Source organism: Fictibacillus arsenicus (assembly GCF_001642935.1).
Classification (GTDB): Bacteria; Bacillota; Bacilli; order Bacillales; family Fictibacillaceae; genus Fictibacillus; species Fictibacillus arsenicus_B.
Genome location: NZ_CP016761.1, coordinates 3,133,366 through 3,155,363, shown reverse-complemented (window position 1 = coordinate 3,155,363; position 21,998 = coordinate 3,133,366). Strand labels below are relative to the sequence as shown.

Here is a 21,998-nt window from a genome sequence, read left to right as displayed (position 1 = left end):
GTTTTATCCCATCTTTAAACATCTGTTTAATTTTCTGAAACTTATCATGTTCGTATGAGAGAAGAATCATGTAAAAGCCATTTTAGAGTTGATGAAAAGAGAGTAAATTAAGTAAAAGGAAAAAACTCCTTAAATATCGATGTTTTTTCCAAATAGGTGTGGTGAAGTAAAAATGAGGGTAGAGGAAACTATACAGCATCGGAGAGACAGGGCATTTCGTTTTCAACTATATTTTGGATTTATCATTCTATTATTTACTATTTTGATGTTAAGAACGTATGACCTGCAGATTACGAATGGTGAAAAAGCCCGTTTGAAATCAGAAAGCTATGAAGATGTTGTTATAAAAAAATCCATATTCAACGACAACTACTATTCCTCACAGAAGGACACACCATCAGAAACAGACATAAAACAATCAAAAGATCAGTAAAATGAATATGGGGGATGTCCCCATAATGCGAAGAGGGGATGTTTATGATGCAGCCACTTAAACAAGAATCTTCGGATGGTGCAGAAATCAAACAAGAAAAATTGAATCCAATCAGCTTTGTTGGAAAAGTGAAAGAAGCAAAAGGGAGTATGTTTACGATTCATCATAAAAAAACGATGATGAGAGTACAGCTAGACTCCAAAACAGAGCTCCTTGACGGAGATAAGACACTTGATATTGCGCCAGATGAAGCAGTTCAGCCTGGAGTTACCGTTCAAATCATAGGTCTCCTGAATAAAAGGCTTAACGTAATAAAAGCTGTCCGGCTTTATATCTTTCATAAGGAATTTGATATCAACTATTTTGGAACAAATTAAAGAAGGTTCGAAAAAAACTTTGCCTCGTCCCTTCCACTATGATACATTTATAGTAATGTAACGTGGAACGGTGGAGGTGTAACATTCATGCTAACAGCAGCAAAAATCCTTCTTATTTTAGTATCATTATCTTTAATTGTTGTCGTTGTTCTTCAGTCAGGTCGTTCGGCCGGATTATCAGGAGCAATTACAGGTGGAGCTGAGCAGCTTTTTGGTAAGCAAAAAGCACGCGGTATTGATGCATTGCTTAGTAAACTTACAGTGATTCTTGCAGTATTATTCTTCGTTTTGACAATTTCAGTAGCGTATTTCTTACCTACAAATTAATCAGTACTTAAGAGCAGCAGGCGAAACATCGCTTGTTGTTTTTTTAATGCGCAAAAACCGTTGCTCACCATTTCTTATATTGGTTGTGATATGATTTGATACGTACATAAAAGGGTAATCTAAAATCAAAAAGGTGGTAGCATGATCGGTTGTCTTTGTTTGCATGGCTTTACAGGAGGACCCTATGAAATCGAGCCCATCACAGAGTATCTGCAGAAAAATACCGATTGGATACTTTCTGTTCCGACTTACCCAGGGCATGGGACTGAGCTTTCATTAAGAGGAAGAACACACAAAGAATGGCTGCAAGAAGCGGAAAACGCATATCTTGAACTTCGGAAAAAAGCGGATAAAATCTACATTGTCGGGTTTTCAATGGGTGGAATGATCGCTGGTTATCTGGCATCCAAATATGGCTGCGATAAATTGATCTTGTTGAATGCAAGTGCTTATTACGTAAACCCCGGACAGATGATTAAAGATATAGCGAATATGATGATCTCAGGTTTCAACAGGCAGTTAAAAGACCATGAGCTTTATAAAAGGTACAGAAAAAAACTGCTTGATACCCCTTTAAGTGCAACAAGGGAATTTCGAAAGCTAGTAAAGCTGCTTAAACCAGAATTAGCACAGATCTCAGCGCCTACGCTGATTGTACAAGGAGAGTGTGACGGACTTGTACCAAGAAAAAGTGCGGAGTTTTTATATGGGACGATTGCAGCATCCAATAAACGAATTTGTTACTTTAAAGAGTCGAAGCACATGATCTGCCATGATGTTGAAAAAGATCAGCTGATCGATGAGGTTTATCAATTTTTAATGAGTGAATAGGAGAGAAACATCATGAAAATCACAGCACCAAAACCGTTTTTCTTTGAGGGAGGAAAGCGGGCAGTCCTAATGCTGCACGGATTTACCGGCAGTTCAGCGGACGTAAGAATGATGGGGAGATTCCTTCAAAAGAAAGGCTACACGTGCCACGCACCACAATATAAAGGACACGCGGTTCCACCTGAAGAACTCGTTCATACAGGGCCAGATGACTGGTGGGAAGATGTAATCGGCGGATACAACCACTTAAAAGAAAAAGGGTATGACGAAATTGCGGTTGTCGGACTTTCCCTTGGAGGCGTATTTTCATTAAAACTCGCAACTGAACAGCCTGTGAAAGCCGTTGTCCCAATGTGCGCACCTATGTACATCAAAAGCGAGGAAGTAATGTATAAAGGGGTTTGTGAGTACGCCGAAGAATATAAAAAGCGTGAACAAAAATCTCCTGAACAAATTGAACAAGAAATGGAAGAGTTTAAGAAAACACCGATGAATACGCTAAAAGCGCTCCAAGAGCTCCTTAAAAGCGTAAGAAATTCGGTAGACCTTGTATACGCACCTACGTTTGTGGTGCAGGCTAGACATGATGAAATGATTAACACAGATTCTGCAAATATTATTTATAACGAAGTTGAAAGTGAAAAAAAAGATTTAAAATGGTACGAAAATTCAACACACGTCATTACATTAGACAAGGAAAAAGAACAATTGCATGAAGACGTTTATGCATTCTTAGAAGACCTGGACTGGTCTGAATAGAGCCTTTTCCTTAAAAAGGAGGTCAGTTTTTGGATAAACTGCAAATACTCCAGCTCATGAAAGAATCGGAAAAGCCGATGACAGTAACCGAGATTGAAGAAGCTCTTCAACTGCCGGATGCTGAAGCTTTCAAAGAACTGGTTTTAACACTTAACCAACTGGAAGATGAAGGTTCGGTAGTCAGAACACGAACGAACCGTTACGGTCTTCCAGAAAAAATGAGCCTGATCAAAGGGCGCGTACAAGGGCATGCAAAAGGTTTTGCGTTTTTAATCCCTGAAGACAGCGAACAAAAAGATGTGTATATCTCTCAATCAGATATGAATGGTGCGATGAGCGGTGATACCGTTCTAGTCCGTTTAAACAACACCTCTTCAGGTTCACGTCCAGAAGGAACGATTATCCGCATTTTAGAGCGCGGCGTAACTGAAGTAGTCGGTACATTCCAAGAAAGCCGCAGGTTCGGTTTTGTGGTGGCTGACGACAAACGAATCCCGAATGACATCTTCATTCCAGCAGAAGGCGTGAACGGTGCTGTAGAAGGACATAAAGTCGTTGTGAAAATAACGAAATACCCAGAAGGCCGAAACAGTGCTGAAGGTGAGATCATCCATATTATCGGGCATAAAAATGATCCGGGTGTGGACATTATCTCTGTTATTTTTAAGCACGGACTGCCAAGGGAATTCCCTGAAGAAGCATTAGAACAAGCGCACAATACGCCAGACGAAATCGATCCGAAAGATATTGAAGGACGCCGCGATCTTCGAAATGAAACGATCGTGACGATTGATGGAGCTGACGCAAAGGACTTGGATGACGCAGTTCATGTTATAAAATTGCCGAACGGTCATTATAAGCTTGGCGTTCATATTGCTGATGTTACTCACTATGTAACGGAAGAGTCAGCAATCGATAAAGAAGCACGTGAACGAGGTACGAGTGTGTACTTAGTAGACCGGGTTATCCCGATGATTCCACATCGTCTATCAAATGGAATATGTTCATTGAACCCGAAAGTTGACCGTTTGACGATCTCTTGTGAGATGGAAATCAATCATGACGGTGAAGTAATTAAACACGATATCTTCCCGAGTGTCATTAAAACAACAGAACGAATGACTTATTCAGACGTCCGTAAAATTTTGCAGGATGAAGATGAAGAAGTTTCTAAGCGCTATGAGCCTTTAATTCCATTCTTTAAGCTGATGGGCGAGCTGGCAGAAGTTTTACGTAAAAAACGTTTTGCCCGCGGTGCGATTGACTTTGATTTTTCAGAAGCAAAAGTTCTAGTAGATGAAAATAGCGATCCGCAGGATGTCGTTCTGCGTGAACGTTCAGTTGCTGAAAAGCTGATCGAGGAATTTATGCTTTGTGCCAACGAAACCGTTGCTCAGCATTTCCACGAGCTGGAGCTTCCGTTCATGTATCGTATCCACGAAGATCCAGACGAAGGCAAGCTTGAACGATTCTTGGAATTTATCGGGATGTTCGGTTACGCATTAAAAGGTTCTGCGAGCGATATTCATCCGCGCAGTCTTCAGCAGCTTCTGGAAACAGTTAGAGGCGAGCCAGAAGAGATGGTTATCAGCAAGATCATGCTTCGTTCCATGAAACAGGCGAAATACGATCATATGTCACTGGGCCACTATGGCTTAGCTACTGAATTCTATACTCATTTCACTTCGCCTATCCGGCGTTATCCTGATTTAATCGTTCACAGATTGATCCGTACGTATCTGTTTGAAAAAGATACAGGTCCAAAAACGGTAAGCCACTGGAAAGCAGAGCTGCCGGGTATCGCAAAGCACTCTTCAGGAATGGAACGACGTGCTGTTGATGCTGAACGTGAAACGGACGAACTGAAGAAAGCACAGTTCATGCTTGATAAAGTTGGGGAAGAGTTTGATGGCGTGATCAGTTCTGTTACAAACTTCGGCCTTTTTGTCGAGCTGCCGAACACAATCGAAGGACTTGTGCATGTCAGCTACTTAACAGACGATTATTATCGTTTTGATGAGAAGTTTATGGCCATGATCGGAGAGCGCACAGGTAACGTGTTCCGAATCGGTGACGAGATTTCAATCCGGGTTGTGAACGTAAACGTTGATGAGCGCGCGATTGATTTTGAAATCGTCGGTATGAAAGGAACACCACGCAAGCGTCATAAAGACCGCCAGCAAGTCATTGATATCGGTGACACACCAAAACGAGGACGAGGAAGACGCAGCAAGAGCCGTAATAGTGAGTCTGATCGTTCCAGCGGCCCTCAGGATTCTAAAAAGGGCAAGAAAAAGCCGTTTTATAAGCCTGTGGCTAAAAAGAAAGGCAAGAAAAAGAAGAAATAATAGGTTGATGATCAAGGTTCATCTATCATGGTGAACCTTGACGTTATTTGACCAAATTGCTATAATTAAAGTTCACTTGCTGTGGGGAGGATTGAGTTTACATGCCAAAAGGAGAAGGGAAAGTAGTCGCACAAAATAAAAAAGCGCGGCACGATTACCACGTCGAAGAAACATTTGAAGCTGGAATTGTCCTTCAGGGCACGGAGATAAAATCCATACGCGCAGGACGGGCAAACCTTAAAGATTCATTTGCCCGCGTGCAAAACGGCGAGTTGTTTCTGCACAACATGCATATCAGCACGTACGAACAAGGAAATCGTTACAACCACGATCCGCTTCGTACTAGAAAGCTGCTTTTGCATCGCAAGGAAATAAACAAGCTTTTAGGTGCAACAAAAGAACAAGGGTATTCCATTGTTCCTTTGAAAATGTATCTTAAAAATGGCTTTGCTAAGCTTTTAATTGGTTTGGCTAAAGGTAAAAAGCATTATGACAAGCGTGATGATCTGAAGAAGAAAGATGCAAAGCGTGAAATCGAACGCGCATTCCGTGATCGACAAAAAGTCTAAATTGGCTGTTCTTACAGGAACTTACAATTGAGGCGGTGCACCAAAAATGTTATACTGAGTACACAAGTGAATAAGAGCAAATAAGCTTTTATCTCTCTCCGGTAGCGGCAGAATTAAGTTTCTGCACACCATTTTATAATGGGGACGTTACGGATTCGACAGGGGTAGTTTGAGCTTAAGTTGCGAGTCGAGGGGGTCGGCCTCGTTAAAACGCCAAAGCCAATAACTGGCAAAACAAACAACAACTTAGCTTTAGCTGCGTAATAGCACTTTAGCTGTTCCTCCCTCCATCGCCCATGTGGTAGGGTAAGGGACTCACTCTTAGTGGGCTACGCCGGTTGTCCTCCGCCTGAGGACGATGGAAGAGAATAATCAGGCTAGCGATCTGGACGCCTGTCGGCTGGCAGATGGATTCGCGAAACGCGAATAAACCGACTACACTCGTAGAAGCTTAAGTGCCAATATCTTTGGACGTGGGTTCGACTCCCACCGTCTCCACCAATACATAGGTGGAAACAAATCAGCATTATTTAATGTGACATAAAGCATAAACCTTCCGTTTGGAAGTTTTATGCTTTTTTTATTCTTTTTAAAGAGTGCAACTTGTTAGCAGAGAAATGATTAACTCTGTGACAAGTGAAAAATCGATCTTAGCAGGAACGAAAGTTTGAAGCCACCTCGTATACGATTATGTTCGTCTTGTTTTTATTTTCAACAGCGGATAGGAGAGTGTGGTTTTGTCGAAAAGCCTATAAATTAAGATGAAGACTCATAAAAAATTGAAGACAAATAAGTCAGCAATCAACAAGTATGCCATAACCCATCTCCACCACTTTATTTAATTGATTTCCACATAAATTCTAAAAAACTCTCTTGAAAATCAAGAAATATAGACAAGTTACCTATACCTTTTTATGATTTCTTACATATTATACATGGACAAGAAATATTATTTTCAGGAGGAAGTTTTTTGAATTGTAGGAACAACACACTCTCGGCTCGAGAGGTAGCACAATTTTTATGTAAGCGTGTCATAGCCAACGAAGGGTTTGAAGACATAGAAATAGAGGGTAAGCTTGTATGCGTTGGACGAGATTTCATTGCGATCAAAGATGACGATAATAAAGTGTTCTATATACCGCTATGCAATCTTAGAAACATTGCAGTAGTTTCTGATAAGAACTGCTGCCAAAAAGATCGGAAAAAAGTATGCAATGATACTTTCCGAGGTATTTTAAGAAAATTGATCAATTGCCAGGTAGAAGTTAACGATGGAGGAGAAGAAACAATTCAGGGCGTTCTTACAGCTGTTAACCGACGATCCATTCAAATTGTTGAAGAAGATGATTTAAATATTGTAACCATCCCAATTGGATCTATTAACTTTATTACTCAAGCTGGTGAACCTGGTGACGACGAAAGCAGCAATTGCAGAATTTTATGCTGTAAAAAAGAAAATCCTTGCGGGAAAAAGAAAGATGATTGCAAAAAGAAAGATGATGATAGAAAGAAACATGATTGCAAAAAAGAATCATCTTCTAAATGCTGTAAGAAAGAGTCCTCTTCTAGCTCACACTTTTTTTGGTGTAAACAAGAATCTTCATCTTCTAGTTCATGGTGCGAGAAAGATTTTTGTAAGAAAAAGAAAAAAAGCAAAAAAAACAGAAATTGTGAAGATTTAGAACCTGGAGGATGGTTTACACTCTAATAAGATTAATTTTTTTTGAAGTTTGATTACCCATAACTTTTTTGATCGTACTTATCTGAGAGGATGAGTACTTTCTTTATGTGTAAATGGATAGTTAAAATTAATTAAGAGTTTATATTAAGGTAGACATTTTATGTAATATTTCCGAACCATTTTTACCATCCTATATAAATAGGATGGTGAAAATTAATGGATTTATTAGTGGAATTAACTGAAACAAACGGTGCCCCTGGATTTGAAAAAGCAATTCGTGCCATCATGAAAAGGGAAATCAACCAAACTGGGTCTAATTTGCTGACAGATCATCTTGGCAGTATTTTTGGAGAAAAAAAAGGTGCAGAAGAGGGACCGAAAATTTTGTTGGCAGGACATATGGATGAAGTAGGATTCATGGTCAGTGAAATAACAAAAGATGGATATCTGCGTTTTGTTCCACTTGGCGGATGGTGGTCTCAGGTGCTTTTGGCGCAACGTGTTCAGGTGGTCACTAAGAACAAAACGTTTACAGGCGTTGTAGGTTCCAAAGCGCCTCACGTTCTGCAGCCAGAAGAACGGAATAAAGTATACCCGATGAAAGAAATGTTTATTGATATTGGAGCAAATGACAAAGATCAAGTGAAACAATGGGGGATCAAAGTGGGGGATCCAATCCTTCCAATCTGTCCATTTGAATTAATGCCCAACAATGATACAATTCTCGCAAAAGCACTCGATAATAGAGCAGGATGTTATACCGCCATCCAAGTTCTTAAACAGCTTCATGGAATAGACCACCCCAACACAGTTTATAGCGGAGCAACCGTTCAGGAAGAGGTTGGTTTGCGAGGAGCATTAACGGCACCTTATATTATGGATCCGGACGTAGCTATAGCACTTGATGTAGGTGTAGCAGAGGACGGTCCAGGTGGTAATGCCAACAAAGCAAAACTAGGGGAAGGTCCTCTGATTACATTTTTGGATTCATCTATGATTCCGCACACAGCATTCCGTGACCTGATTATTGAGGTTGCTGAAAAAAACAATATTCCGTATCAAGTAGATGTTATGCTTGGGGGAGGAACAGATGCGGGTAAATTTCATCTCTTTAAAAAGGGGATTCCAAGTATTGTTATAGGTGTTGCGGCGCGTTACATACACAGTCACACATCGATGATTAGTAAGTGTGATTTGGAAAACTGCGCGAAACTAGTTGTAGAGCTTGTTAAAGTTCTAGACAAAGACAAGCTGCAATCTTTGCTTGATTATTAACTATAAAAATCCCGCCAGATAAAAAATCTGACGGGGTTCAACTATTTTTAATACTGTCCGAATCTGCGGTGCCAGTCATCGTACTCGCGTTCAGCATCTTCTCTTGTTTTTCCGTGACGTTCCTGAATCTTTCCGATCATTTTTTCACGATCTCCTTGCGCTTGATCGTAATCATCATCGGTTAAATTTCCCCACTGTTTCTTAGCTTCGCCTTTGAGTTGTTTCCACTTGCCTTCCATAGTATCGTTTTTCATCTTTAATCATCCTCCATTCTAATATTTATTGGAATAAGAATCTTCATAACGATGAGCATTCGTAGAACGGTACGTGCGGAATGTATCGTTTACTTGTCTGTGACGATCTACTTCACTGGCATCAACAAGTACGAGAATATCACCGCCCTCGACGGCTTCCTCATACTCTTTCGCTTCTTTCTCAGGAATACCTAAGCCCACTAGAGCACCTACGATTCCTCCTGCTCCTGCACCGACAGCAGCACCACCAAGAGCAGCTGCAATTGGTCCAGCAGCTACAATCGGTCCGATTCCAGGAATAGCAAGTGCGCCTGCTCCAAGAAGCAATCCGCCCAGACCACCCAGTACTCCGCCTGTAGCCATTCCGGTGGCAGCCCCCTGGGGAGCTTTCGTGCCTGTTTCTTCATGAATCTGTTTAACTTCCTTTTTATCCTTTGCAATTACTGAGATGTCATTTTCGTTATAACCTTGTGCTCTTAATTCCTTGATTGCGTCAATTGCATCATCTTCTGTTCGGAAAACGCCTACTACTTTATTATGCTTATCCATTGACTTCCTCCTTTGTGAGATGATTACTACGTAGGTTTTGTTCCCAAAGACGGATGCAATGAAACGTTTTAGTACTTTTTTGAGTCGAAGTTACCATAAATTCTTACATCAAATGTAAATTGTAATGACGAAATGGTTATTTTTAACAGATTAATGTTTATTGTCTTTATTTACATTTTATGGTTTGATGTCTATATTAAGGAAATTATAAATAACTTAACTTTAGTACAATAAATAGTGAATTGGTGATTGAGAAATGGATATTTTTATTGGCAGACAGCCTATTTTAGATAGAGATGAGAATGTTGTTGCTTACGAACTTTTATATCGAAATAGTACAGCGAACAGGTATGAAGGATTGGATCATGACAGTGCCACAGTCGATGTTATGGTTAACAGCTTTGCTGGAATTGGAATAAAGGAAGTCGGGGATCGCAAAAAGTGTTTTATCAATTTTACAGAAAACCTTTTATTAAATCGGGTTCCTACATATATTTCGCCGGAGTATATTGTTGTGGAAATATTAGAAACTGTAAATCTGACTCAAGAAATTTTAAATGTTTGCAAAGAATTGAAAAGCAAAGGATATATTATTGCGCTAGATGATGTAGCCTTTAAAAGGAATCTTTCACCGCTTCTTCCGTACATTGATATTATTAAGATTGATTATTTAGCAATGAGCCGAGGAGATATTAAAGATATGGTTGAGACATATAAAAATAAAGTGACATTTCTTGCCGAGAAGATTGAAAGCAGAGAAGAATATGAAGAAGCCAAAGCTATGGGATTTGAGTACTTTCAAGGATATTTCTTCAGTAAACCGATCATTCTGCAAGGAAAAGATATTGATCCGATCCCTACAAATTATTTGCAGCTGTTAGATAAGTTGAGTTCTTCCGACCCGAATATTGATGAGATCAGCAGCATCATTCAGCAAGATTTATCCTTGTCTTACAAGCTGTTAAAAGTAATGAATTCGGGAACGTTTTTCTTTAAAAGCAAAGTAACCTCTATTAAGCAGGCTGTTGTGCTTCTAGGACTTTTTGAGATAAAAAAATTGATTATGATACTTATGATGTCCAGCATGAAAAAAGCAGACAATCAAACCGAATTATTGAAAATGAGCTTAACGAGAGCTTCTTTCTTTGAGCGCACAGCAAGTATTTTTGAATTAAACAAAAATCAGCTTTACATGTTTGGCATGTTTTCGCTGATAGACACGATCCTTAACAAAAATATGAAAGATATCATTGAAGATCTGCCGATAACAAATGAGCTGGCTGATGCTTTAGTTGGTAAAAATGAAACGTATAATTTGGCTCTTTCTGCAGTAAAGTGTATTGAGCATGGGGAGTGGGACGAATTACAAAAGCTATGCCGCGCACTTCAGACATCAGATGCTGAATTGTTGATGAATTATCAAGCAAGTACTTTAACAGCAGATCAATTTGTTCATGCTCATACGGAAAGTACAGTTCAATAAAGAAAAAAAGGGACTTCCGTTACTGGAGGTCCCTTATATGTTACTTAAATATGCCGACAGCCCTTTGGGGATCTGCAGGTCCTTCATGTTCGAGTGCATCGAAAACAAAATTAAAAGCAAGTGGATCTTGAGCAATGTTCTGATGCTCAATTTGATCGTACGGATAATAATCTTGGATCGTTATATTCGTTACGTTCCCTGTCTCTCCTTTTAAAAAGGCTGAGGTGAAAGGAACAACAATCTCATCATTACGTGTTGTAACCACCGTGTATGATACATCGCCTGGTGTTTCGTCACCTTCATTAAGCTCCAGAAGAAAATCCGAACCTGCTGCTTGCTGCTGGCACGCTGTGCATGAGGCAAGATCTGCTCCTGTTGATGTGAGCTTTGTTAGCCCGGCAACACCTTCCGTTCCATGATTTGATGGAACAAGTCCAATCAAATCCTCTACTTTTTTAGCTCCACCTAGGTTCTTCATATAATAACGCGGCATCATTCCGCCTTGGCTATGTCCGACGATTGAAACTTTTTGAGCTCCTGTTAAGTTCAAAACGTTATCTATAAAAGTCTTAAGTTCGGCAGCTGAATCCTCAATAGGACCAGATGCAGGTACAGCACCGGTATACCCGTAATTTAAGGAATAAACACAATATCCTTTTTCTTTTAACAGAGGTGCTAAATTAACAAAGTTTCTTTCCATCGTTTCAAAAGTTCCGGGTACGAGGACGACAGGTTCAGGGTGCTCTGCACTTGGCTTGCAGGAAGCGTCATTGGCACCTGGAGGAGGGAGTCCTTCTTCTGTCAGGAATCCACCGGCAGATGAATCATTTGCGATAGCTGTTGTTTGGCTGCCACTGATCGTCATAACTGAAACGAGAATTACGGTAAAAATCATACTTAACCACTTTGACATTACACATCCCTCATTTCTATTTTTAATAAAAAAAGACACCCCAAAATTCCCTCATATGGGATTTATGCGTGTCTCCAGATTCCTGCATAATCTAAAAATTAACTTAGGTAACATTAAACTAGAGAATGTAAGCGTTGTCAACGGTAAAAATATGATTTTTGGAGTAAAATACTAGTTAACAAAACGAGGAGGAGTATTTATTTATGAAGTTATCGATTTTAGATCAGTCACCAATTTCTTACGGTCATACTCCTCATCAAGCATTAAATGCTTCAATGGAACTGGCTAAAGCGGGAGAAAGACTCGGCTATGAAAGATATTGGATCGCTGAACACCATAACTTCTCTGGACTAACCTGTTCAGCTCCTGAAGTGATGCTCGGGGTTATCGGTGCAAACACAAAATCAATTCGTATCGGTGCTGGTGCCGTTTTACTGCCTCATTATCGGCCATACCGAGTTGCCGAAACGTATAACATGCTGGCTACTCTTTTTCCAGGCCGTATCGATCTTGGAATCGGACGCGCGCCAGGTGGATCTGCTGAAGCATCGATGGCTTTGTCTATTAACTTTTTAGAACAAGTGCGGAAAATGCCCAAAGCTATTAAAGAACTTCTCCATTTTCTTTATGATGACTATCCATCCGATCACATGTTTTCTAAGATCTCAGCATCTCCTGTTCCGAATGTATCGCCTGAACCTTGGATCCTTGGTACAAGTGATAAGAGTGCTATTTCAGCTGCTGAAAACGGTTTGGCGTACGCCTTTGGTCATTTTATGAGTGAGAAGCCAGGCGAACAAATTTTAAAAACGTATCGGGAACACTTCAAACCAGGAAGGGTTCAAAAAATACCTAAAACGATTATTGCCGTGTCTGTTATTTGTGCAGAAACAACTGAAGAAGCTGAGGAATTAGCTCTGCCTGTACTTTTATGGAGAATACAAAATAAAAAAGGTAAAGGGGGCAAGGGAGTACCTTGCATAGAAGAGGCTAAAAGTTACTATTCAACGGAAAAATGGTCGGAGATAATAAATGAATCAAGGGACAAGATGATAATTGGCACCCCTAATCAAGTAAAACAAGAACTTTTAAAACTGCAAAAACTTTATAATACTGATGAGATGATGATCATTACCATTACACATAGATATGAGGACAGAATACGTTCATATGAGCTGCTGGCAGAAGAAATAATAGGAAAGTAGATAAAAAAAGCATTATTTTTTTAATCACCAACGTATCTTGTTATACTATTAGTGATTATTAAAATATAGTAGCTAATTTTTTTGCTTCACATATAAGGAGGACTCACATATGTCCAATCGTAAAAAGAGTATCAGTGATATTCCGTTTTCAGTTTTAGACTTGGCTCCGTTAGTCGAAGGCGGAACGGCATCTGATTCTTTTAAGAATACGCTAGATCTTGCTCAGCATGCTGAAAAGTGGGGGTACAATCGCTATTGGCTCGCTGAACATCACAATATGCCAGGAATTGCGAGTTCTGCTACATCGGTCGTAATAGGTTATGTGGCTGGGGGAACCTCAAAGATTCGTGTAGGATCTGGAGGAATTATGCTGCCCAATCATGCACCTCTCGTCATAGCTGAACAGTTTGGCACTCTAGAGTCCATGTATCCTGATCGAATCGATCTTGGACTTGGCCGTGCTCCGGGTACGGATCAACTGACAGCACATGCTTTGCGCCGTGAACTTAGTATGAGCGGGGACGAATTTCCGATGCAGCTTGATGAATTACGTACTTATTTGAATCCGGAATTGGCAGAAGGCAGCATGAAGGTAAGAGCAATACCAGGAGAAGGGCTTAAGATTCCAATCTGGCTTCTGGGTTCTAGTGGTTTCAGTGCAAGACTTGCTGGACGGCTAGGACTACCTTTTGCATTTGCTAGTCATTTTTCACCGGAAAATACATTGCCTGCATTAGAGTTATACAGAAATACTTTCACCCCATCAGAAGTACTCGACGAACCATATGCGATGGTTGGAGCAAATGTAGTAGCTGCGGATACGGATGAAGAGGCTGAGTTGCTTGCTACTTCACTTCAGCAGCAGTTTTTAAATTTAATTCGAGGTACTCCAACGCCACTTAAGCCGCCTGTCGAAAGTATGGAAGGTCTTTGGAGTCCATTTGAAAAAGCAACAATAGACAAGCAGTTGCGTACAACATTTGTTGGGAATATTGAGACAGTAAAAGAGAAATTACAATCGTTTCTTGATGAAACAGAGGCAGACGAAATTATTATTAACAGCCAGATTTACGATCATCAAGCACGGCTTCGGTCGTTCGAATTACTTTCAAGTGCTCTAAAGGAAAAGTAAAAGAAAAGCGTACTCCGTAAATTTCTATGGTGTACGCTTTTTTTGTGTTTTCTTATGCTTTTTGATAATTCAGATCCCAAGAAATCCCAAAGCGGTCTTTCACTTTGCCGTACTTTGCACCCCAAAATGTATCTTGTAGCTCCATTAATATAGTCCCGTTTTGACTTAGTTTTTCATAAAGATTTTGAATTTCTTCTTCACTTTCAGTCTCAAGAACGAGTGAGATGTTATTACCCTCTGTAATTTCATGGCCAGGAAAGCTGTCAGAGGCCATCAAAAAAAGATTACCTTTTTTAAATTTTGCATGCATAACACGGTTATCAGCCTCTGGAGGAGTAGGGAAGTCAGCTTCTCCAAATGTTTGAATTTCTGTGATTTCACCGTTAAAAACGTCTTTGTAAAAATTTAAAGCGTCTTTTGCATTGCCGTTAAATGATAAATAAGGAACAGCTTGATTTTTCACGAGAAACACTCCTCTTTTGTTAGTCAAACTACAAGTTCATCTTACTATAAGCCCAAGTTAAAAACAAGAACATTTGTTCGACAAATCTCTTTTTATGAAAGGAGATTGATTAATAGTTATAGAACTTATTTAGTAGTTAATTTATTGTGTGAAAAAATAGGGAGGTCAGGGTGATGGATAAAACGGTACAGCTGCAAAAGTTTAATGTATGGGCAAATGATAAGGTGTTCGAACATTTAAAAACTCTTCCATCCGAAATCTATCGTAAGGAAACTCATAGTGTATTTCCATCGGTTTCAGCAGTGCTTATACATATGTATCAAGTCGATTATGTTTGGCTAAAGGCCATGAAAGGGGAAGACTTTCATGATATAGTAGCGACACTTGGACAATTAACTGAGGAGTTAAATACTGCAAGTTTGGATGAAATGGGATTAAAATTTAAAGAATTGAGCAGAAAATACGACTCTTTTATTTCGAGTCAAAAGGATATAACCTCACAAACAACTATTAATCATCCTCATTTTGGGACACTTCAATCTAATTATGCTGATCTTATCCAGCATGTTGTTAATCACGGAACCTATCATCGCGGGCATATCTCAGCTATGTTAAACCAGCTGGGACACAAAGGAGCCTCAATTGATTATGTTTTTTATCTATACTCACTCCAGCATCAATAGGAAACGAAGTAGAGACCGCTACACTAGGGTGGTCTCTATTTTTATTTCTCAAATCTTCCATTGTGGATTTTGTATTAGCGCTGGACCGCTATGATTTATTAGCCATGCAGCCGCATTTTCCTGTCTTTCGTTTCTGGTCATTTTACATCATGGGGAGGAACAGTAGTTGACACCCATGAGCCTTTTTTTACGAGGCTTTACGAGCTTGTCATTAATAATATCATTTACGTAGGAATGTTTGCGAAGTCAACAATTCTTCTTATAGGTTTTGTGGGGATTTCTATTATTGCTTTGCTGAAAAATAAAACAAAAGAGGCAGGGGTCTTCCTAAAAAAACACTATCTGATGCTGACACTTCTATTGATTTATTTTTTATGGAATCTGTTTGCACAAAATGTAGAGAAACCAAGACATTCATTCCCAATAACACTTATGCTTCTGTTCATATGGCTCGTTTCAATTGCAGGGAAACACACACTTTTAAAGTGGGCGTGTATGGGTCTTACTGTTATGCAGCTAGTCATCGGTATCCCGATCCTAAAAGAACAGACGGAAAAAATCCGGCTGTCTACCAGTCTGCAAACTATCTCGCTCAAAAAGATGAAGAGTCTGTTATATACACTTGGGAAGAAACTCGTGTCTTTCAGTACTTGGATGTTCCTTTTGAACACAAGAGGTTTTATACGTATGATTTGTTTTTACAGGACAAGAAGTACAATAAAAATAAGAAGATATATGTGACGAATCATCTGATTGAAGGGTTTAAGGAACAAGGGATAGATGTTTCAGATCATCTTGAAGAAGTTAAAACACTCAGATCAAATGAACTCTTTGATCCTGTGTATGATGAAATCACATTGTATCGTTGGGAAGATAAATAAGGTTCTTTTGGAAGTCGTTGATCTCCGCTCCAGGATGCTCGCTTTCCGCGGGGCGTGCGGTGAGCCTCCTCTGCGCTATGCGCCGTTAGGAGTCTCACCTGTCCCGCTGATCCCGCAGGAGTCTCGCACCTTGCGCTCCAATCAACTTGTCAACGATGAACTCTACAAAAACCATCCAAAAACAATCTTTTAGAAATAGCAACAAAGTTTGCAAAGGACAAATCCAGTTTGGATTTGTCCTTTTATTCCTTATTGTTCTTTTGAATTTCTTCTTTCAGCTTATTAATATAATTCTGCTTTTCCTTTTCGTCTTTTAAAGTGCCAGGTCCAGGTGCTTTGTTTTTTAAGTATTTTTGGAGAGCTTTTGTAATCTCCTCTTGTGAAGCATCTTCTGGTATTTCTCCTTTTTTCTTTAACATCTCTATAATCTTTTCATCGTTAGCTATCATATTAACCGCCTCGTTTGTTGGTTCTTTGTCAACGGGTTGCTCACTTTTAGAGTCTTCTGTGTTCGAACAAGCTGTAATTGAAACTGTTAATAAAAAAGTTATTAGTAGTGTCAACCATTGTTTCATTGGATCACCCCTATACTCGTGTTTATCATTTATTATGACACAAAACCCAATTGCATAAGGGCAATTGGGTTTTGATGTTTTATTTATCTGCGAGAGATCTTAATTTTTCCTACTGTATCGTCCTTGCTGGAACCAACTACTTCAAATTGAAGTCCGTAAGTCGGTACATTACGGCCAGCATGTGGATTGCCAGGGTTGCTGTAATCTTGTTTATCGTTAAACTTAGGGTTTGGACTAACGTTCTTATCTGTCATCGTTAATCCAAGCAGTTCACGATAATCAAGGAACATTTTTCCGCTCTTTTTCTTGCTGAACGCTGCATCATGTACGAGGTAACGAGCGGATGCTACAGAGTTGTCACTCCATTTTAGTGTTTCCTGGTTTGCATCAACGACTCCTAAGAATCCTTCACCAGGGTGGAAGCCTGTCCAGTTATCGCTGTAGCTGTCATCAACATACCAAACTACCAATCCGCCATCGTATTTCATCAAGCTGTCGCCACGGCGGATATGTGCTAAACCTTCGTCAACGCCTTCATGATTTCTCCACTCTAATAGATAGTAGTGATCAGAGTAGAATTTACCTTGGTCTTTCTTAAAACCTTCTAAAGTAAACACAGGCTCACCTTCAGCATCATCAAACAGTGTTTGAGTGCCATCAACATTAACTGCTACGTCATCTACATAAAAACCAGGTTCAACAGCAGCAACATCTGTCCAGTAGTTCAGTTTCACATTAATCTTTTTACCTTTATAAGATGAAAGATCAAATGTTCCGTCAACCCATCCATCAGAGTTACCTGTAATACCATGTCCGGGATTCTGGTCATGCGGATCAGTTTCTGTTGTTAAATTACCAGGAATTGAAACCCAAGTGTCAGTGCCTTCTTCTTGTACTTGAACGGATGCATAATCCCAATCTTGTTCAATTTGATACCAAGTTTTAAAAGTAAGCTCTGCAGATGTTGCATTTGTTAAATCTAGAGAAGTTACCATTGAGTTATTCAGGTTGTTGCCTTTTCCGCTATGGTACTCATAATCACCGCTGAAAGGAGTATTAACGACCGTTTCCTTTTGAGGAAGGTCTACACGAACAGCGTCGTTATTCGTTCCTTTTGTATTGGCTTGATCTAAAAGAATTTCAGTACCTTTAGGATTTAATTCATCAAGATGATACGTTTCACCTGTTAACCAGTTTGACTCAGTCATACTAGATTGTAAAAATTCTTTCGACCATGCACTGAATCCAGTAGGCTCAGTTCCAGGAATATCCCCAGCCCAGCTTCCGCTAGACATGATCGACCAATATGCTACAGGCTCACCAGATCCAGAATATTGTGTGTCATATTCATCAGGCAGCCCTAAGTCATGGCCATATTCATGTGCGAATACGCCAGCTGCTCCGTCAGCGGGTTCGATTGTATAGTCGTAAGCATACATTGTATCTGCTCCCCAGTAGTCAACTTCCGGAGATGGAGATTCTGGAATAGAGAAGATACCTCCTAAATTCCATCGATGGCTCCATACAGCATCTCCACCTAGAGAACCGCCGCCAGCTTCTTCACCAACACTAGAGTGAACGATCATTAAGTGATCCACTAATCCATCTGGTTCACGAAGATCTCCATCTCCGTCCAAGTCATAGCGGTCTTCTTGGTCGAACTCACTTAAATCAATGTTTGGATCATTAGCTGCAGCAGTTAATGCTTCTTTAACCAGATCCCGCGGCTTAGCGTCACTGCCGTCTGGGTCAGGCACGTTTCCACCATAGTACGCTGCAGGATGTTGTGCCTGGTACCAGCCGCCAACTTTACCTGTGATCGAATAGCTGCCGCCGGATTGCTGTTCATAATACTCTTTTACTGAAACTAGATCTTCGCCATTTGGACCTTCATAGCCATCTTCACCAAAAATCATATCTTCATAGTGTTCTTTTAAGTATTCATCATAATGCATATCTGTCTCTTCAGGTGCGATATCGTTTGCCTTAAAGTCAGGATACTCTACTAGAAGTACAAGAACGTTATCAACACGTTGGCCGCCATTCCATTTTTCTTCTTCAACCGGCTTGATGTCTTTGCCTTTACCTTTCTTGCCATGCTTTAGTCCATCTTTTTTATGCTTCTTGTGTCCTTTTTCATCAGTTTTAGCATGCTCATCTTCAAGCTCTCCTTTTGGAAGAGATTCAGCATGCTCTTGTTTGTTCTTCAAAAACTGCTGAAGCTTTGCTTGTGCTTCGGCTTCACTTGCATTCTTTGAAATCTGTCCGTTCTTCTTGAGCATTTCTATTAATCTTTCATCGTTGGCCACTGCTAAATCGAATGGACCACCCGTATGTTTATGGCTTTTTTCCTCGACTGACGATGCCTTGACATCTGACAGAACATTGACAGGTGCGGCGCTTACGCTTGCAAAAGTGCTGCAGCTTAACATCGCTGCAAGGGCTGCTGAAACCCATTTTCCCTTTTTCACTAAAATCCCCCCTAGAAGTAGTTTCACGGCCTGAAATCAACAATGACTATTGTCGAATAATTCCGCATATTCAAAATGTTACCACGTCATGTCGAAATCTAGAATAGGTGATATATCCCTTGTTTTTCCTTTGAAATGAGGATATTTTACTATTAAAGGGACTATTTTGAAGTAGTCGAAATTTAAGAAAAAATATATAATAACCGAATTTAACGCTATTTTTTGATAGGGCTTTTGGATTACGTAAGATAAACTAAAATTATTTAAAAATTAGATTACTATTGTGTTTTATTTTAATAAAGTAGTGAAAATAGTAGGGTGGAGTTTTAGTACATACAGAAATAGAGCGCATTCATGAAAGGTCGGTCAAAGACATTGTCAATTTCTATTCACCCAAAATCAGTTACTAGTAACTTAGAGAGTGCGCTCTCACATATAGGTTTTGTATTAAACAAAAAATCATAGAGATGTATAAGCAGGAGCCGCGATTAAAAAAGTGTTTCTTTTTTTAGTTTTAATTAGTCTAAATTTTCTTTTTACTTTATAATGTATATTATAAACTTATCAGTCGTTTTTATTTGAACTAACTGGAGGGGGAAATTTAATGAAGACATTTGAAGAAAAATTAGATCAATATGCTGAACTTGTTGTGAAAGTTGGATTAAGCATGCAAGAGGGGCAAAAGTTATTAATTAGTTCTCCAATCGAAGCTGCAGAATTTACTCGTAAAGTAACAAAACATGCCTATGAGAACGGTTGTAATAGAGTGATGGTGGACTGGGTTGATACCCAAACCAACCGTATTCATTATACGAGCGCGAAGGAAGAAGTACTGAAAGATGACCTTCAATCTTGGGAAATCGAAAAATATAACAGTCTTGTAGAAAATCACGATTGTTTCTTGATGGTAACTGGAAATGACCCGAACGCATATAAAGGTGTTCCTTCAGAGCGTATGATGTTCGTTCAAAAGAATAGAGGGGAAAAGCTGCAAGCCTTTTCAGCTGGCCAGCTTAGAGGTGATATGCACTGGGCGATTGCTGGTGCACCGACAGCAGGCTGGGCAAAATCTGTATTCCCTGAAAAAAATGAAGAAGAAGCAGTTGAAGCATTATGGGAGGCGATTTTTAAAACCGTTCGTGTAGACCAGGCGGATCCAGTTGCGGCATGGGAAGAGCATGTTAAAACACTTTCAGAAAAAGTAGATTACTTAAATGAGCAGAGATTTAAAACACTGCATTATAAATCAGAAGGCACAGATTTAAGCATTGATTTGCATCCTGACCATACGTGGATTGGAGGAGGACACAATTCTACATTCGGTACTTACTACATTCCTAACCTGCCAACAGAAGAGGTGTTCACTACGCCTAGAAAATATGGTGTAAATGGAAAAGTATCAAGTTCTAAGCCTTTGTCGGCTATGGGGAACCTCATCGATAACTTCAGTCTAACGTTTAAAGATGGGAAAGTGGTCGAATTTACTGCAGAAGAGGGATACGATACACTGAAACAGCTGCTTAGCATCGATGACGGCATGGGGTATCTGGGAGAAGTAGCTCTTGTACCTTATGACTCGCCTATCTCGAACTCAGGCATCATTTTTAACAATACACTGTATGATGAGAATGCTTCTTGTCACTTGGCAATTGGTACTTCGATCACAATGTCTGTTAAAGATGCAGGGAACCTTACACCTGAACAGATGGAAGAGAAAGAAATTAATCACAGCCGCGGCCATACTGATTTCATGATCGGTTCTGCTGACCTTGAAATTGAAGCAGAATATGAAGATGGCAAACGCATTCCGCTATTTAAAAACGGAAACTGGGCGATATAAAGATAAAAAGACTCCAATGACTGGAGTCTTTTTTTACGGACAATTTTTGATAGGCAGACCTCAATCAACAGGATACCAAATTTTAGAAAAACAGTCTATTTCTTTTTTGATTTTTTCGTTAAGCTTTATTTAGCAAGAAATTAAGGAGGTTATAAAATGAATACATTTTTTGATCAATCGCCTTATGAGATTAAATTGGAGTGGGGAATAAGAGGAGCGAGGGAAGCGGCAAAAAGAGAGGAAATTTTAATCATTGTTGATGTATTAAGTTTTTCTTCAACTGTAATAGCCGCTCTGGAAAATGAAGCCGTCATTTATCCTTTTCCTCCACCTATTAATGAGAAGGCAAAAAAGTATGCAGATCAGCTCGGTGCTGAGCTTGTTGTCGGAAGAGCAGAGGCGATTGAAACGGGTAAACATTCACTCTCACCGAACTCTTTCACAGCAGATGATTGCGGAAAATCGTATGTGCTTTGTTCTCTAAACGGTGCTGCGTGTGTGGAAGTTGCCAAAAAAGTCCCTGCGCTCCTGTTGGGTTCTTTACGAAACGCACAAGCTGTTGCAGAAGCAGCTTTAGAAATGAAAAAAAAGATTGGAAAACCAATTACGATTATTGCTTGCGGCGAACGCTGGGAAAAAGCTTCTGCCGATGAAAATGAACTAAGACCGGCGATTGAAGATTATTTAGGAGCAGGAGCCATTATCTCATCACTCAATGGCTCTTTATCTCCTGAAGTTTTCGTTTGCAAACAAGCATATCAAGGATCAAAGCATGAGCTATCTAATTTAATAAGAAAATGCGGCAGCGGCAGAGAATTAGCAGAACGTGGTTTTGCGAAGGATGTAGATTTTTGCCTGCAATTGAATTCCAGTACTATAGTACCCGCTTTATCTGGAAATAAATTTATCAGCTTTGAACCATCTAATTCTTTGACCCTTTTTTGAAAGT

At 39.7% G+C, this 21,998-nt stretch carries 22 protein-coding genes and 1 other RNA gene; 17 read left to right on the top strand and 6 right to left on the bottom strand.

All coding sequences use genetic code 11. The features are described 5' to 3' along the window. Positions 1-172: 172 nt before the first annotated feature. From ABE41_RS16150 to ABE41_RS16105, 10 genes are all read left to right on the top strand, one after another. Positions 173-433, top strand: a complete 261-nt coding sequence (locus ABE41_RS16150) for a hypothetical protein (RefSeq protein ID WP_066292516.1) — start codon at positions 173-175, stop codon at positions 431-433. Positions 434-477: 44 nt separating this feature from the next. After that, entirely contained in the window at positions 478-810 is a 333-nt protein-coding gene (locus ABE41_RS16145; protein ID WP_066292514.1) for a hypothetical protein, read from the top strand. 87 nt (positions 811-897) lie between these two features. Further along, a complete protein-coding gene (gene secG, locus ABE41_RS16140; RefSeq protein WP_066292512.1) occupies positions 898-1,137 on the top strand; it encodes a preprotein translocase subunit SecG in 240 nt (79 codons plus the stop codon). 141 nt (positions 1,138-1,278) lie between these two features. Then, positions 1,279-1,968, top strand: a complete 690-nt coding sequence (locus tag ABE41_RS16135; RefSeq protein ID WP_066292510.1) for an alpha/beta hydrolase — start codon at positions 1,279-1,281, stop codon at positions 1,966-1,968. Between the two features lie 9 nt (positions 1,969-1,977). Beyond that, a complete protein-coding gene (locus tag ABE41_RS16130; RefSeq protein WP_301336220.1) occupies positions 1,978-2,727 on the top strand; it encodes an alpha/beta hydrolase in 750 nt (249 codons plus the stop codon). Positions 2,728-2,756: 29 nt separating this feature from the next. After that, complete coding sequence (gene rnr / locus ABE41_RS16125) at positions 2,757-5,075, top strand: ribonuclease R (protein ID WP_066292505.1); 2,319 nt, start codon at positions 2,757-2,759, stop codon at positions 5,073-5,075. 101 nt (positions 5,076-5,176) lie between these two features. Further along, entirely contained in the window at positions 5,177-5,644 is a 468-nt protein-coding gene (gene smpB, locus ABE41_RS16120; RefSeq protein ID WP_066292503.1) for an SsrA-binding protein SmpB, read from the top strand. Positions 5,645-5,784: 140 nt separating this feature from the next. Continuing rightward, positions 5,785-6,145, top strand: a transfer-messenger RNA (tmRNA) gene (gene ssrA / locus ABE41_RS16115). A 469-nt stretch (positions 6,146-6,614) separates the two neighbouring features. Next, on the top strand, positions 6,615-7,352 hold the full coding sequence (locus ABE41_RS21125; protein ID WP_156774293.1) for a hypothetical protein: 738 nt from the start codon (positions 6,615-6,617) through the stop codon (positions 7,350-7,352). A gap of 189 nt (positions 7,353-7,541) precedes the next feature. Then, entirely contained in the window at positions 7,542-8,600 is a 1,059-nt protein-coding gene (locus ABE41_RS16105; protein WP_066292499.1) for a M42 family metallopeptidase, read from the top strand. 47 nt (positions 8,601-8,647) lie between these two features. Here ABE41_RS16105 and ABE41_RS16100 read toward each other — a convergent pair whose 3' ends face one another. Beyond that, entirely contained in the window at positions 8,648-8,854 is a 207-nt protein-coding gene (locus tag ABE41_RS16100) for a CsbD family protein (protein ID WP_066292496.1), read from the bottom strand. 18 nt (positions 8,855-8,872) lie between these two features. Then, a complete protein-coding gene (locus tag ABE41_RS16095; RefSeq protein WP_066292493.1) occupies positions 8,873-9,403 on the bottom strand; it encodes a YflT domain-containing protein in 531 nt (176 codons plus the stop codon). 256 nt (positions 9,404-9,659) lie between these two features. On the opposite strand from ABE41_RS16095, the gene ABE41_RS16090 reads away from it, so the two are divergent. After that, positions 9,660-10,886 (top strand): EAL and HDOD domain-containing protein, encoded by a 1,227-nt coding sequence (locus ABE41_RS16090; RefSeq protein ID WP_066292492.1) that lies wholly within the window; start codon positions 9,660-9,662, stop codon positions 10,884-10,886. Between the two features lie 40 nt (positions 10,887-10,926). Here the strand turns inward: ABE41_RS16090 and ABE41_RS16085 are convergent, their stop codons facing one another. Beyond that, on the bottom strand, positions 10,927-11,799 hold the full coding sequence (locus ABE41_RS16085) for an esterase/lipase family protein (RefSeq protein WP_066292489.1): 873 nt from the start codon (positions 11,797-11,799) through the stop codon (positions 10,927-10,929). Positions 11,800-12,002: 203 nt separating this feature from the next. Here ABE41_RS16085 and ABE41_RS16080 point away from each other — a divergent pair, with 203 nt between their 5' ends. Further along, entirely contained in the window at positions 12,003-13,004 is a 1,002-nt protein-coding gene (locus tag ABE41_RS16080) for an LLM class flavin-dependent oxidoreductase (protein ID WP_066292487.1), read from the top strand. A gap of 109 nt (positions 13,005-13,113) precedes the next feature. Further along, the gene (locus ABE41_RS16075) at positions 13,114-14,136 is read left to right on the top strand and encodes an LLM class flavin-dependent oxidoreductase (protein ID WP_066292485.1); all 1,023 of its coding nucleotides are present in this window, start codon (positions 13,114-13,116) and stop codon (positions 14,134-14,136) included. 52 nt (positions 14,137-14,188) lie between these two features. Here ABE41_RS16075 and ABE41_RS16070 read toward each other — a convergent pair whose 3' ends face one another. Further along, on the bottom strand, positions 14,189-14,599 hold the full coding sequence (locus ABE41_RS16070; protein ID WP_066292482.1) for a VOC family protein: 411 nt from the start codon (positions 14,597-14,599) through the stop codon (positions 14,189-14,191). 173 nt (positions 14,600-14,772) lie between these two features. Between ABE41_RS16070 and ABE41_RS16065 the strand changes: the two genes are divergently transcribed. Both ABE41_RS16065 and ABE41_RS21120 read left to right on the top strand, forming a co-directional pair. Next, positions 14,773-15,282, top strand: a complete 510-nt coding sequence (locus ABE41_RS16065) for a DinB family protein (RefSeq protein WP_066292479.1) — start codon at positions 14,773-14,775, stop codon at positions 15,280-15,282. 485 nt (positions 15,283-15,767) lie between these two features. After that, a complete protein-coding gene (locus tag ABE41_RS21120; RefSeq protein WP_156774292.1) occupies positions 15,768-16,163 on the top strand; it encodes a hypothetical protein in 396 nt (131 codons plus the stop codon). A 242-nt stretch (positions 16,164-16,405) separates the two neighbouring features. On the opposite strand, the gene ABE41_RS16055 is transcribed toward ABE41_RS21120, so the two are convergent. Beyond that, complete coding sequence (locus tag ABE41_RS16055) at positions 16,406-16,738, bottom strand: hypothetical protein (protein WP_066292475.1); 333 nt, start codon at positions 16,736-16,738, stop codon at positions 16,406-16,408. Between the two features lie 83 nt (positions 16,739-16,821). Next, positions 16,822-19,209, bottom strand: coding sequence for an immune inhibitor A domain-containing protein (locus tag ABE41_RS16050; RefSeq protein ID WP_172827370.1), 2,388 nt, complete (start codon positions 19,207-19,209; stop codon positions 16,822-16,824). A gap of 604 nt (positions 19,210-19,813) precedes the next feature. On the opposite strand from ABE41_RS16050, the gene ABE41_RS16045 reads away from it, so the two are divergent. Both ABE41_RS16045 and ABE41_RS16040 read left to right on the top strand, forming a co-directional pair. Beyond that, complete coding sequence (locus ABE41_RS16045; protein WP_066292472.1) at positions 19,814-21,049, top strand: aminopeptidase; 1,236 nt, start codon at positions 19,814-19,816, stop codon at positions 21,047-21,049. A 156-nt stretch (positions 21,050-21,205) separates the two neighbouring features. Continuing rightward, positions 21,206-21,994, top strand: a complete 789-nt coding sequence (locus ABE41_RS16040; RefSeq protein WP_066292466.1) for a 2-phosphosulfolactate phosphatase — start codon at positions 21,206-21,208, stop codon at positions 21,992-21,994. Positions 21,995-21,998 lie beyond the last annotated feature (4 nt).